This is a genomic window from Halorubrum coriense DSM 10284 (genome assembly GCF_000337035.1).
GTDB classification, from domain to species: domain Archaea; phylum Halobacteriota; class Halobacteria; order Halobacteriales; family Haloferacaceae; genus Halorubrum; species Halorubrum coriense.
In genome coordinates this window covers 1-12,324 of sequence record NZ_AOJL01000021.1, presented here as the reverse complement: position 1 = coordinate 12,324, position 12,324 = coordinate 1, and the positions used below count along the sequence as shown (strand labels likewise).

The 12,324-nt window shown below is 68.4% G+C and carries 17 protein-coding genes, 2 tRNA genes and 1 pseudogene; 6 read left to right on the top strand and 14 right to left on the bottom strand.

The window, feature by feature from the left end; all coding sequences use genetic code 11:
• Nucleotides 1-85: 85 nt before the first annotated feature.
• The 4 genes from C464_RS04325 to C464_RS04310 all read left to right on the top strand — a co-directional run bounded on the left by C464_RS04325 (nt 86) and on the right by C464_RS04310 (nt 4,175).
• Nucleotides 86-775, top strand: coding sequence for a metallophosphoesterase family protein (locus C464_RS04325; protein WP_006112324.1), 690 nt, complete (start codon nt 86-88; stop codon nt 773-775).
• Nucleotides 776-908: 133 nt separating this feature from the next.
• Entirely contained in the window at nt 909-3,128 is a 2,220-nt protein-coding gene (gene ppk1 / locus C464_RS04320) for a polyphosphate kinase 1 (RefSeq protein ID WP_080510399.1), read from the top strand.
• Between the two features lie 50 nt (nt 3,129-3,178).
• Nucleotides 3,179-3,757, top strand: a complete 579-nt coding sequence (locus C464_RS04315) for a mechanosensitive ion channel domain-containing protein (RefSeq protein ID WP_006112322.1) — start codon at nt 3,179-3,181, stop codon at nt 3,755-3,757.
• Between the two features lie 67 nt (nt 3,758-3,824).
• Nucleotides 3,825-4,175, top strand: a complete 351-nt coding sequence (locus C464_RS04310) for a DUF4870 domain-containing protein (RefSeq protein WP_006112321.1) — start codon at nt 3,825-3,827, stop codon at nt 4,173-4,175.
• 93 nt (nt 4,176-4,268) lie between these two features.
• On the opposite strand, the gene rpsB is transcribed toward C464_RS04310, so the two are convergent.
• The 13 genes from rpsB to C464_RS04245 form a co-directional block, all read right to left on the bottom strand.
• A complete protein-coding gene (gene rpsB / locus C464_RS04305; RefSeq protein ID WP_006112320.1) occupies nt 4,269-5,090 on the bottom strand; it encodes a 30S ribosomal protein S2 in 822 nt (273 codons plus the stop codon).
• A 16-nt stretch (nt 5,091-5,106) separates the two neighbouring features.
• A complete protein-coding gene (gene eno, locus C464_RS04300; RefSeq protein WP_006112319.1) occupies nt 5,107-6,309 on the bottom strand; it encodes a phosphopyruvate hydratase in 1,203 nt (400 codons plus the stop codon).
• Nucleotides 6,309-6,488, bottom strand: coding sequence for a DNA-directed RNA polymerase subunit K (locus C464_RS04295; RefSeq protein WP_049910838.1), 180 nt, complete (start codon nt 6,486-6,488; stop codon nt 6,309-6,311). The genes eno and C464_RS04295 overlap by 1 nt, the downstream gene beginning before the upstream one ends.
• A gap of 2 nt (nt 6,489-6,490) precedes the next feature.
• Nucleotides 6,491-6,685: a DNA-directed RNA polymerase subunit N gene (locus C464_RS04290; RefSeq protein ID WP_006112317.1), complete on the bottom strand. Its 195-nt coding sequence runs from the start codon at nt 6,683-6,685 to the stop codon at nt 6,491-6,493.
• Between the two features lie 12 nt (nt 6,686-6,697).
• Nucleotides 6,698-7,096, bottom strand: coding sequence for a 30S ribosomal protein S9 (locus C464_RS04285; RefSeq protein ID WP_004595258.1), 399 nt, complete (start codon nt 7,094-7,096; stop codon nt 6,698-6,700).
• Nucleotides 7,090-7,539: a 50S ribosomal protein L13 gene (locus C464_RS04280; protein WP_006112316.1), complete on the bottom strand. Its 450-nt coding sequence runs from the start codon at nt 7,537-7,539 to the stop codon at nt 7,090-7,092. Before C464_RS04280 ends, C464_RS04285 begins: the two co-directional genes overlap by 7 nt.
• Nucleotides 7,536-7,889, bottom strand: a complete 354-nt coding sequence (locus C464_RS04275) for a 50S ribosomal protein L18e (RefSeq protein WP_006112315.1) — start codon at nt 7,887-7,889, stop codon at nt 7,536-7,538. The genes C464_RS04280 and C464_RS04275 overlap by 4 nt, the downstream gene beginning before the upstream one ends.
• Nucleotides 7,890-7,928: 39 nt before the next feature.
• Nucleotides 7,929-8,013: transfer RNA gene (locus C464_RS04270), tRNA-Leu, on the bottom strand.
• A 149-nt stretch (nt 8,014-8,162) separates the two neighbouring features.
• Complete coding sequence (locus C464_RS04265) at nt 8,163-8,915, bottom strand: DNA-directed RNA polymerase subunit D (protein ID WP_006112314.1); 753 nt, start codon at nt 8,913-8,915, stop codon at nt 8,163-8,165.
• 1 nt (nt 8,916) lies between these two features.
• Nucleotides 8,917-9,306 carry a 30S ribosomal protein S11 gene (locus C464_RS04260; protein WP_004046448.1) on the bottom strand — a complete coding sequence of 130 codons (390 nt, stop codon included), beginning with the start codon at nt 9,304-9,306 and terminating at the stop codon, nt 8,917-8,919.
• A 6-nt stretch (nt 9,307-9,312) separates the two neighbouring features.
• The gene (locus tag C464_RS04255; RefSeq protein ID WP_006112313.1) at nt 9,313-9,840 is read right to left on the bottom strand and encodes a 30S ribosomal protein S4; all 528 of its coding nucleotides are present in this window, start codon (nt 9,838-9,840) and stop codon (nt 9,313-9,315) included.
• Nucleotides 9,837-10,358, bottom strand: a complete 522-nt coding sequence (locus C464_RS04250) for a 30S ribosomal protein S13 (protein WP_006112312.1) — start codon at nt 10,356-10,358, stop codon at nt 9,837-9,839. Before C464_RS04250 ends, C464_RS04255 begins: the two co-directional genes overlap by 4 nt.
• A gap of 56 nt (nt 10,359-10,414) precedes the next feature.
• Nucleotides 10,415-10,500: transfer RNA gene (locus tag C464_RS04245), tRNA-Ser, on the bottom strand.
• Between the two features lie 285 nt (nt 10,501-10,785).
• Between C464_RS04245 and C464_RS04240 the strand changes: the two genes are divergently transcribed.
• A complete protein-coding gene (locus tag C464_RS04240; protein WP_006112311.1) occupies nt 10,786-11,826 on the top strand; it encodes a zinc-binding dehydrogenase in 1,041 nt (346 codons plus the stop codon).
• The gene (locus C464_RS04235) at nt 11,816-12,187 is read left to right on the top strand and encodes a hypothetical protein (protein WP_006112310.1); all 372 of its coding nucleotides are present in this window, start codon (nt 11,816-11,818) and stop codon (nt 12,185-12,187) included. Before C464_RS04240 ends, C464_RS04235 begins: the two co-directional genes overlap by 11 nt.
• 62 nt (nt 12,188-12,249) lie before the next feature.
• Here C464_RS04235 and C464_RS18365 read toward each other — a convergent pair.
• A pseudogene (locus C464_RS18365) lies at nt 12,250-12,324 on the bottom strand (IS6 family transposase); the annotation flags it as partial.

The window sequence follows — 12,324 nt, the reverse complement described above, 5'->3', positions numbered from 1 at the left end:
CGGAACTGAAACGCCCGGAGAAGTATATATCGGTATATACCGCTCTTAGCGGCGTTTATCAGTCGACCTTCCCTAGGGAGGCGCAATGGGTCGCTTCCACCCGGACGTCGAACCGCACCATCTCGACATCGACATCGACGAGCACGAGAGCGCGTACGTCGTCGGCGACGTACACGGCTGTCCCGAGCCGCTCGACCGCCTCCTGTCGACGCTCGAGATAACCGACGACGACCTCGTGGTGTTCGTCGGTGACCTGGTCCGCAAGGGTCCCGACAGCGCGGGGGTCGTCGAGCGCGTCCGAGACGCGGACAACATGTTCTCGGTCCGGGGGAACAACGAGGAGAAGCTGCTGCGCGGCGACAAGTCGCTGGCGTCGCTGTCCGACGACGACCTCGCGTGGATCGAGTCGCTGCCGGTCGCGATCACGGTCGGCGAGAACCTGATCGTCCACGGCGGGGTCGACCCGCGGAAACCGCTCGCCGAGCACACGATCGACGACCTCCAGAACACCCGCTCGCTCGCCCCGGGCGGCAGCTACGACCCGCCGTACTGGTACGAGGAGTACGCCGGGCCGCCGCGAGTGTTCTTCGGCCACACCGTGCTCGACGAGCCGGTCCGCTCGGAGTGGGCGGTCGGGCTCGACACCGGTTGCGTCTACGGCGGGGCGCTCACCGCGTACGACCTGCGCGCGGAGACGATCACGGCGGTCCCCGCGCTCCGCGGCGGCGTCGAACGGAGCGACGCCAAGATCGTCGACGTGGCCGAGTTGGGCTGAGATGAGCGATTCGGAGAGCGCGAGCGACGAAGACGACGCCGAACGCGAGACGCTGACGCCCCCGGACGACGCGGACGGCGAGCGGGAAGCCGACGGGGACGACGCCGTCGTCCTCTCGCCCGAGACGTGGCAGATGGCCGTGCCGCCGCGGACCCCGCCGATCGCGGCCGACCCGCCGCCGACCGGCGAGCCGTTCGACGACGAGCGGTGGTATCTCAACCGCGAGTTCTCGGAGCTCTCCTTCCAGTGGCGGGTCCTCCACGAGGCGACGGACGACCGCCAGCCGCCGCTCGAACGGCTCCGGTTCCTCTCGATCCTGACCCGGAACCTCGACGAGTTCTTCATGAAGCGGGTCGGCGGGCTCAAACAGCAGATCGACGCCGGGACGACGGAGCCGACCGTCGACGGCGCGACGCCGCGCGAGCAGTGGGCGGACGCGCTCTCGATGGCGGCGGACCTGTTCGAGGTCCAGTCGCAGTGCTATCACGAGGGGGTGAAGCCGGCGCTTCGCGAGGCCGGCGTGGAGGTACTCGAGTACGACGACCTCCGACCCGAAGAGGTCGACCACCTCCGGGAGCGGTTCGAGTCGTCGGTGTTGCCCACACTCACGCCGCTCACCTTCGACCCGGCACACCCGTTCCCGTTCCTCTCGAACCTCTCGCTGTCGCTCGCGGTCCGGACCCGCAAGCCCGACGGGACGGTCCGCTTCTCGCGGATCAAGGTCCCGGAGAACCTCCCCCGGTTGGTCCCCGCCGGCCCCGACTATCCCGCCGACGGCGAGACGCGGGTCGTCCCGGTCGAGCGCGTCATCGCCGCCAACCTCGATCTGGTGTTCCCGGACGTCGAGATCGTCGACCACTCGACGTTCCGCGTGACCCGCAACGCCGAGGTCAGGCGCAACGAGGACGTCGCGGAGGGGTTGATCGAGCGGATCGAGGACGTGCTCCGGGAGCGGCGCTTCGCGACGCTCGTCCGCATCGAGATCGACGAGGACACCCCGCCCGCGGTCCGCGACCTGCTCGCCGAACACCTCGACGTCGACGACCGGGAGGTGTTCGAGCGACGCGCGCCGCTGGCGCTCTCCGACTTCGGGAGCCTCTACGACCTCGACACGCCCGAGCTGAAACGTCCGGAGTGGACGCCTCAACAGCACCCGCGGTTCGTCGACCTCGACCCGAAGCAGCCCGAAGAGCTGTTCGAGTCGATCCGGGAGCGGGACGCGCTCGTCCACCACCCGTACCACTCGTTCACCGACACCGTCCAGGCGTTCCTCGACGCCGCGGCGCACGACCCGGACACGCTCGCGATCAAGGCGGCGATATACCGGACCGCGCCCGACTCGCGGGTGCTCGGGAGCCTCATCGACGCCGCGAAGAACGGGAAGCAGGTCGCCGTGATGGTCGAGCTCAAGGCGCGGTTCGACGAGGAGAACAACCTCCGGTGGGTGAAGCGGCTCGAAGAGGAGGGGATCCACGTCGCGTACGGGACCGTCGACCTCAAGACCCACAGCAAGGTCGCGCTCGCGGTGCGCGAGGAGGGCGACGACGTCAGGCTCTACTCGCACGTCGCGACGGGCAACTACCACTCGGGGACCGCGAAGGGGTACGCCGACCTCGGGCTGTTCACCGCCGACCACGACGTCGGCCAGGACCTCGTCCGGCTGTTCAACTCCTTCACCGGCCACTCGCGTAACCGGAGCTACCGGAAGCTCCTCGTCGCGCCCGAGACGCTGCGGGAGCGGCTCTACGAGCTGATCGACCGCGAGCGCGACCACGCGCTGGCCGGGCGCGGGGGGCGCATCGTCGCGAAGATGAACGCCCTCGAAGATCCGGGCGTCGTCGAGCGACTGTACGAGGCGGGCGAGGCCGGCGCGGAGATAGACCTCGTCGTGCGCGGGATCTGCCGGCTCCGTCCCGGGGTCGACGGCGTCACCGAGACGGTCCGAGTCCACAGCGTCGTCGGTCGGTTCCTCGAACACTCGCGCATCTTCCGGTTCGGCAACGCGGGGGACCCGGAGTACTACATCGGGTCGGCGGACTGGATGACGCGGAACTTGGACCGACGCGTCGAGGCCGTCGCACCGGTCGAGGACCCGGCGCTCCGGGAGACGCTCGACGGGGTGCTCTCGACGATGCTCGACGACAACCGGCGTCGCTGGGAGATGCGGTCCGACGGGAGCTACGTTCAGGCGCGTCCGGGACCGGACGAGGAGTCGCGGGACACGCACGAGGTCCTGATGGGCCGCGCGAGGAACCGCGCCCCCGACGAGCGGTCGGGACGCGAGACGGAGCCGCGGCGCGACCCGAGCGTCGACCTCGACGGCGTGTTCACCTCCGAGACGGACGCGAACTGACGCGGTCGGTCGCCCCCACTTTTTCCACCCCCGGCCGTGTGCGGTTCGGCATGACGCAGATCCCGTCGCTCGTGTCCCGTTCGCTCTCGAACTTCGCCGAGGGGCTGGTCGTCGCGATCCCCCGGCTGGTCTCGGGGCTGATCTTCCTCGCGCTGGCGTACCTGACGGTGCGGGTCGTCCTCTCCGTCGTCCGCGGGTCGATCGAACGACTGTACGTCGGCGACCGAGAGCTGGTCGGGGACCTCATCGTCACGCTCGTCGCCGTCTTCCTCTGGTTCGGCGTCGCGCTCACGTTCCTGAAGGTCGTCGGCATGGGCGACGTCGCCGCGAGCCTCGGCACCGCCGTCGGCTTCATCGCCCTGGGCGTCTCCTACGCGCTCTCGGAGATGATCGAGGACACGGTGGCGGGCGTCTACCTCCTGCGGGACCCCGACTTCAACGTCGGCTACCGCGTCGACGCCAAGGGAGTGACCGGCACCGTCGCCGCCATCGAACTCCGGAAGACGCGGATCGACACCGACGACGGCGACCGCGTCGTCCTGGCGAACCGGGAGATAGAGCCGCGGTGGACGCACGACGTCCCGGAGACCGACGCGGCGGCCGCCGACGAGCCCCCGACGGCCGACTGAGCGCGGGGCGCGGCCGTGACACACCCACCCAACACTTATCATTCAGCTCCGAAACCCCATTCCCGCTATGGCAACTGAGCCCACCGAGACCCTCGACGAGACCGTCGAGGGCGACACGACGCTGGCGGCGCTGTCGCACGCGTCGGCCCTCTTCGCCTCGTTCCTCGGTCCGATCCTCTTTCTGATCCTCGCGGACGACGGCGACGAACTCGTCGAGCGGAACGCGAAGAACTCGCTGAACTTCCAGATCGTCGTCTTCGTCGCCCTCATGCTCGCCGCCGTCCTCAGCTTCGTGTTCGTCGGCCTCCTACTGTTCCCGATCATCGCGGTCGTCGACCTCGTCTTGGTACTCGTCGCGACCGTGAAGGCCAACGAGGGGCAGGTGTACTCGTACCCGTTCACCCCGGACATCGTTTGAGGGCGGTCCGTTCCGGCGAGCAGCAGGAGGAGACCAGCAGCTGGCGGGAAAATATCGACCGAAACGGGAACGTGAACGCAAAAAGCGACCGGCTTAGAGTTCGTCCTCGAAGTCCTCGAGGGCGAACACGGTGTCGGTGCCGCGGCGGTCGAGCGTCTCGTTGGCGAGGAGCCAGTAGACGACCGACAGCGCGCGTCGACCCTTGTTGTTCGTCGGGATGACGAGGTCGACGTTCGACAGCTGGTTGTTGGAGTCGCACATCGCGATGACCGGGATGCCGACGGTGATGGCCTCCTTGACGGCCTGCGCGTCGCCGATCGGGTCAGTGACCACGACGACGTCCGGCTCGATGTAGCCGGCGTAGTCGGGGTTCGTCAGCGTGCCCGGGATGAAGCGTCCCGTGCGGGCGCGGGCGCCGATCGCGTCCGCGAACTTCTCGGCCGGGAACCGACCGTACTGTCGCGAGGACGTGACGAGGATCTGCTCGGGGTTGTAGTCGGAGAGGAAGTCCGCGGCCGTGCGGATCCGCTCGTCGGTGAGGCTCACGTCGAGGACGTAGAGCCCGTCGTCGCGGACGCGGTGGATGAACCGCTCCATGTCCTTCGTCTTCTGCTGGGTCCCGATGTGGACGCCCGCGGAGAGGTAGTCCTCGACGGGGATCAGCAGGTCGACGTCGTCGTCGGGCATGACGTCGTCGTCGAACGGAGAGGCGTCCTCTTCCGCGTCTTCCGCCTCTTCGGCGGCCTCGCTCTCGGCGTCGGCGGGTGCCTCTGTGTCGGCGTCGGCGGACGCCCCGTCGGCAGCCGCGTCGGCGGTCGGTTCCTCGGTCGTGTCGGCCTCCTCCTCGACCGCCGCGTCGACCGCCTCGGTCTCCGCGTCGTCGTCGAGTTCGACCGCGTCGTTGTCTTCGCTCATGCGTGGTGTGGGCCCGTCATACCGCGTCGTCCGCGATGCGGACCAGTTCGTTCAGCTTGGCGGTTCGCTCGCCGCCGACCGTGCCGGTCTTGATGTAGCCGGCGTCGGTCGCCACGGCGAGGTGTGCGATGGTGGTGTCCTCGGTCTCGCCCGAACGGTGGGAGATGACCGTCTCGTACCCGTTGCGGGCGGCGAGCTCGACCGCGTCGAACGCGTCCGACAGCGTCCCGATCTGGTTCGGCTTGATGAGGATGCTGTTGGCCGCGCCGGCGTCGATCCCGTCTTGGAGCCGCTCGACGTTGGTGACGAACAGGTCGTCGCCGCAGATCAGCGTCCGGTCGCCGACCCGGTCGGTCAGCTCCGCGAACGCCTCGTAGTCGTTCTCGTCGAGCGGGTCCTCGACGTACGCGAGGTCGTACTCGTCGACGAGGCCGGCGACGTACTCGATCTGCTCGTCGGCCGACTTCGTCTCGTCGCCGTAGACGTACGCCTCGGCGTCGTCGTCGAACAGTTCGGCGGCCGCCATGTCGAGGCCGAAGCGGATCTCGAAGCCAACTTCCTCTTCGACGCGGTCGACCGCCTCGTCGACGACCTCGAACGCCTCCGCGTCCGAGATGGGGGGTGCCCACGCGCCCTCGTCGCCCTTCGCCGCGGGGACGCCGCGCTCGTCTAACACGTCCGCGACCGCCGCGTGGACCGCGGCGTTCGCGAAGACGGCCTCCGAGACGCTCGGCGCGCCGACGGGTGCCGCGAGGAACTCCTGGATGTGGGTCGCCTCCTTGGCGTGCTCCCCGCCGCCGACGACGTTGCCGAGCGGGATCGGGAAGTTCTCGCCGCGGAACGCGCCGCCGAGGTGCTGGTACAGCGGCGCGCCGAGCACGTCGGCGGCGGCCTTCGCGGCCGCCATCGAGATGGCGACGGCGCTGTTGGCACCGATAGCCGAGAAGTCGTCCGTCCCGTCGGCGCCGCGCAGGGCGTTATCGACCGCGCGCTGGTCGCCGGCGTAGACGCCTTCGAGGCGCGGGACCGCGTGTTCGCGGGCCTTCGCGATGGACTCGCTCGCGGGGAGTTCGATCGCTTCGTACTCGCCGGTCGAGGCCCCGCTGGGTGCCGCCCCGCGGCCGAAGCCGCCGGACTCGGTGAGCACGTCGGCCTCGACCGTCGGGTTTCCGCGCGAGTCGAGCACGCGACGCAGCGAGACGCTGGTAATTCGGGTCATTAGTTGGAATCCCTCCGCACCGTGAACGGGAGCGCGCCCGCGTCGTACTCCTCGGCGGCGACGAGGATCGGCTCCGTCTGGTCCGTGTCGATCAGCACGGGTGCCCCGTAGGACACCTGCAGCGCTCGGGCGCCGAGGATGCGTGCCTTCTCGTATCGATTGTATCGCTGTCCTGACATGGTTACTGGTACGGCGAGACGACGTCCACGAGGTCGCGGTGGCTCACGATCATGCGCCGGCAGCAGTGCCGGTCGACCCCGAGGTCGTCGAGCACCTCGCCCGGGTCTTCGTCGCCCTCGCGAGCCCGCTCTTTGAACTCTTCCCAGTGTTCACCCACGACGTTGCCGCACGTGAAACACCGGACGGGGATCATCATGACTGGATCACCTCAGCGGTAGGACTTCTGGTAGCGAGCGCGAGCGCCGGGTCCGCCCCACTTCTTGGGTTCGGACTGGCGCACGTCGTTGACCAGTAGGGTGCGGTCGAAGTTCATGTACGCGTCGCGCAGCTCCGCGTCGCCGAGGTGCTGGACGAGGCCGCGGGCGATGGCGGTCCGCGTCGCGTCCGCCTGACCGCTGAAGCCGCCGCCCTCGACGTCGATATCGATGTCGACGCCGTCGCGGAGCTCCTCGCCCGCGATGCGGAACGGCTCCAGCATCTTGAGCCGCGCCTGCTCCGGTTCGACCAGCTCGACTGGCTGGGAGTTGATGCGAACGCGACCCTCGCCCTCGCGCACGGTGGCGCGGGCGACGGCCGTCTTCTTCTTGCCTGAGGTGTTCGTTACCATGTGACGTTGGCTCCCAGAGACTCGGAGATGGATCCGAGCGTCGTGAATTTGATGTTCGAGAGGCGGTCGAGCGAGGTGCCGTCGAGGACAATGCTCTCGACGTCCTCGTCGCGCTCGTAGGGGTTCCCGACGTACACGCGCACGCTCGAGAACGCTTCGCGACCGTCCTCCGACTTGTACGGCAGCATGCCGCGGATGGCGCGCTTGAAGATTCGGTCGGGGCGCTTGGGGTAGTACGGACCGCTGTCCGAACCGAGCTCCGCGCGCTTGTGGTACGTCTCCATCGTCGACTCCTCGTTGCCGGTGATGACGGCGCGCTCGGCGTTGACGACGGCGACGGTCTCCCCGGCGAGGGCGCGCTGCGCGACCTCCGAGGAGACGCGGCCAAGGATACAGTCGCGGGCGTCGACGACGACGTCCGCGTCGATCTTTGCGAGACTCATCGGATCACCCGCACGTCGCTTCCTTCGGGGTTCTGTTCGATGAACTGTTCAAGCGTCACCGCTTCGCCGGCCTGGTCGATCTTCGTCCGGGCGGTCCCGGAGAAGTCGACGGCGGCGACGGTAACGTTCGTTTCGAGCACACCGCTGCCCAGCACCTTGCCGGGGACGACGACCGTCTCGTCTTCCTGAGCGTACCGCTCGATGCGGCCCAGGTTGACCTCAGCGTGCGTGCGCCGTGGCTTCTCCAGTCGGTCGGCGACGTCCTGCCACACGTTGGCACCGGAGTCACGCGAGACCGACTTCAGATCGGCGATGAGGTTCTGTAGTTTCGGATTCGTCTTGCTACTCATAGCTGTCCCTCCTGAACGGAGAGTTCGTGGAAAACGGAGTGCAGGGAGCAGGATTTGAACCTGCGGACCTCTACAGGACAGCGCCCTGAACGCTGCGCCGTTGGCCTGACTTGGCTATCCCTGCGTGCACTCCATCGTATTCCGGCTCCCTTCAAACCACTTTCGGTCCCGCCGTCCGCCGCGTCGGGCGCGGGCGCTCCGACGGTCGGAGCGACGCCACGGCTGTCGGCGGGGGCGGCGGTCAGGGGATTGGTTCGAAGGGCCGTCATTTCCTTATACTGCGACTTTCGTCTGTAGTTCGTCCGCGCGCTCCTCGATGGAGCCGATCGCGCGGAGCAGCAGTTCCTCGACGCTGAACGAGCCGTCCGTCTCGATGTGGAAGACGAACGCGCCCGGCACGTCCTCGACCGCGACCTCCTTCCCGGGGAACCGTTCCGAGAGGTCGTTGTCGAACTCGTCCGTGAGCTCTACGTCCCCGTCCGGCGTCTCGATGACGCCGCGGAGGATGTTCGGCTCGTCGTCGTCGAACTCGCCGCGGTCGCCCTCGACCGAGACGCGCTGGAGGTGGCGGTAGCCGACGGAGACGCCGCCCTGGTGTTTGGCGTGCTCCTTTCCGGTGTCTAACACCGCCGTGGCCTCGAACTCGAGGCGCTGTCCCTCCTTCAGCTCGATGATCGGGACGTTCTCGTCGGCGACCTCGACGAGCGGGTCGCTGCTCTCGATGTCGCCGGAGTACGCCGTCGCCGGGCCTTCGACGTCGAGCGCGAGGGTGACCTCGTCGCCGATCTCGAAGTCGTCGAGCGGCGTCGTCAGGGGCACGAGCCCCAGCCGGAGTCCGATCATCTCGTCGAACATGACCGAGGAGTTCTCGACGAACTGGACGGTGTCGATCGAGAACGTCGGGACGTCGGCGATCATCGCGCGGCGGATGCCGTTGGCGAACGCCGGCGTGAGCCCGCGGATCAGCACCCGCGCGCTGCGTTCGTCCCGCTCGACGTACTGGACGTCGAATTCGTCTTCGGTCATGTCAGACTCGCTTGTTCTTCGGCGCCTTCGTCCCGTCGTGCGGGATCGGCGTGACGTCCTCGATGCGCCCGATCTCGACGCCCGCACGCGAGAGCGCGCGGATCGTCGCCTGCGCACCGGGGCCGGTGGACTTGTTGAGGTTGCCGCCGGGGCCGCGGACGCGAACGTGCACGCCCTCCAGACCGGCGTCCTTGACGCGCTCGGCGACGACCTCCGCCATCTGCATGGCGGCGTACGGCGACGCCTCGTCGCGGTTCTGCTTCACCACGGTGCCGCCTGACGACTTGGCGATCGTCTCGGCGCCCGTCTCGTCGGTGACCGTGATGAGCGTGTTGTTGAACGACGCGTACACGTGGGCGATGCCCCACTTTCCGTCCTCGGATTCACTCATGGTTGGTTACTCCTGTGACTCCGCGCGCTCGGGGTGGAGATCGTCCGCGAGCGGGCTCGTCTCGTCGAAGGCGATGGCGCCCTCGTCGTCGACGTCCACCTTCACCGACGGGCGCGTGACGCGGGCGCCGTTGACGGTGATGTGGCCGTGGACGATGAACTGGCGGGCCTGCTGGGTCGAGGAGGCGAAGCCCTGTCGGTAGACGACCGTCTGGAGGCGACGCTCCAGCAGGTCGGTCACGTCGAGCGACAGGACGGTCGAGATGTCGTCGTTGTCGCCGAGGATGCCGATCCGGCGGAGCCGCGTAACGAACTCCGCGCCGGCGTCCTGGGCGGCGTCGACGTCGCCCTGCGCCTCGCCGAGCAGCCGTCGGGCCTCTCGGCGCATGTTGCGCAGCTCGGACTGGGCGCGCCAGAACTCCTCTTTGTTCTTCAGACCGTACCGCGAGAGGAGGTCGGACTCCTCGGCGATGCGCTCGCCCTGGTACGGGTGGTTCGGCGTCTCGTAGCCCTTGGTGTTCTTTCCGGTGCTCATTCGTCGTCACCGCCCTCTTCGTCCGCCATCTCCTCGCGGATCTCCTCGACGTTGACCCCGATGGTCCCCTCCGAGCGACCCGTGGACTTCGTGCGCTGGCCGCGGACCTTCTGCCCGCGCTTGTGGCGCACGCCCTTGTACGATTCGATGATCTTCATCCGGTTGATGTCGTGACGGCGCTTCTCGTTGACGTCGGTGCCCACGAGGTGCGTCGTCTCCCCGGTGAAGAAGTCGTTCTGTCGGTTCGTCATCCACGACGGGACGTGGTCTTCGAGGTTCTCGGCGATGTCGACCACCGCGTCGATGTCCCCCTCGTCGAGGAGCCCGAACGTGGCGTTTCTGTCCACGTCGGCCTTCTCGGCGACCAGCCGCGCCGTGCGCGTGCCGATGCCGTCGAGTTCGGACAGGCTTCGCTCGACCGTCTTCGTCCCGTCGAGGTCCGCGCCCCCGATCCGAACGAAGTACTGGAGGTCTTCCTCCTCCTCCGGCGAGTCGTCCTGTGATTCTTCCGTGCTCATGTGTTGGTTGTGGTGAGTCCTACCGGCGCGAATCCGGCGGTACTCGTCCGTTCGAGCGTTGCGGCGGGGATTCGAACCCCGGAGGCAGTGACGCCACAGAGTTAGCAACCCTGCGCCTTGGGCCAGGCTTGGCTACCGCAACCCGCGTTGTATCATCGCCCTCTCGGACTCGGGGCCCGACGCCCCTACAGTTCGTGCGTTCGTTACCTCCCGCTTTCAGTACTTAAACATCACGAAACGGTCGGGTCGCTGTGGGCGGTTCGCACGGACGCTGCGAGCGCCTTCCGGGGGACCGCGGCGGTCCCCGCGGGCCACTGCCGGTTCCTGCGGGCCACTGCCGGTTCCCGCCGGCCGCGGCGGTCCCCGCGTCGCGTCGCTCGTTTCCGTGAGGCGTACTGTTTAGTGGGTCCCGCGGGAGGGTCCGGATATGAAGGCCGTTCAGTTCGCCGACCACGGCGACCGCGACGTGATCGAGTACGGCGAGTTCCCCGACCCCGAACCCGACCGCGGCGAGGTGCTCGTCGACGTCAAGGCCGGGGCGTTGAACCACCTCGACGTCTGGACGCGGCGCGGGATGCCCGGTATCGACGTGGAGATGCCGCACATCCCCGGCAGCGACGCGGCGGGCGTCGTCGAGGCCGTCGGCGAGGGCGTGACGCGCTTCGAGCCGGGCGATCACGTCGCCGTGAGCGCGGGCGTCTCCTGCGGCGACTGCGAGTTCTGTCGCAACGGCGAGGAGTCGCTGTGCGTCTCCTTCCACATCATCGGCGAACACGTGCGCGGCGTCCACGCCGAGAAGGCGACGGTCCCGGCGGCGAACCTAGTGCCCGTTCCCGACGGCGTCGACTGGGAGGTCGCCGGCTCCGTGTCCCTCGTCTTCCAGACCGCGTGGCGAATGCTCCACACGCGCGCCGACGTCGAGGCGGGCGAGAAGGTGCTCGTCCTCGGCGCGTCAGGCGGCGTCGGTCACGCCGCGGTCCAGATCGCTGATCACGCCGGCTGTGAGGTGTTCGCGACCGCCTCCACGGAGGCGAAGCTCTCGCACGCCGAGGACTGCGGCGCGGACCACGTGATCGACTACGAGGCGAACGACTTCGCGGACGAGGTCGCCGCGCGCACCGGCAAGCGCGGCGTCGACGTCGTCGTCGACCACGTCGGCGAGGCCACCTACCCGAACTCGCTGAAATCGATGGCGAAGGGGGGCCGCCTCGTCACCTGCGGCGCGACCACCGGCCCGAACCCGGGTGCTGGGCTCAACCGCATCTTCTGGAACCAGCTGTCGGTGCTCGGCTCGACGATGGCAACGCCCGGCGAGGTCGACGACGTCCTGGAGCTGGTCTGGGACGGCACCTTCGAACCCCGCGTCCGAGAGGTACTCCCGATGAGCGAGGCCGCGCGCGCACACGAGATGATAGAAAACCGTGAGGGCTTTGGCAAAGTGGTGGTTAAACCGGATAGTGAGCTCTGAGACCGACGCCGACGCGGACGCGACCGCCGACGGCACACCCGACGGCGGGTACGTCCACGTCCCCGGATCCGAGACCGACGGGGCCGACGCCAGCGGTGGCGACGACTCCCGGGGACCGGCGTCCCCCACCGACGAGCCGCCGGCGGACGGGTTCGGCCGCAAGGGGTGGGCGCTGACGGCCGTCCTCTTCACCTGCGTCCTCGTCATCCCCGGGATCATCTACGCGTACCCGTACGTCGCGGGCTGGTTCGGGCTCCCCTTCTTCGCGACGTACCTGGCGCTCCCGCTCGTCCCCGCGCTCCTGCTCGGTCTCGTCGCCGTCTGGTCGATGACGGCCGCGACCGCGGACGCCGAGCGGTGAACGCCTTCTGCGGACCGCCGATATCGGCTCGAGGACCGCCGCGTCGCGCCGCGGGGTAGTGTTTAGATAAGCTGATTCCATGCGAAGGCGAACGCTTGTAACCAATTTTCGGCGGTACTTGGTTCGGCGTGGCTAAA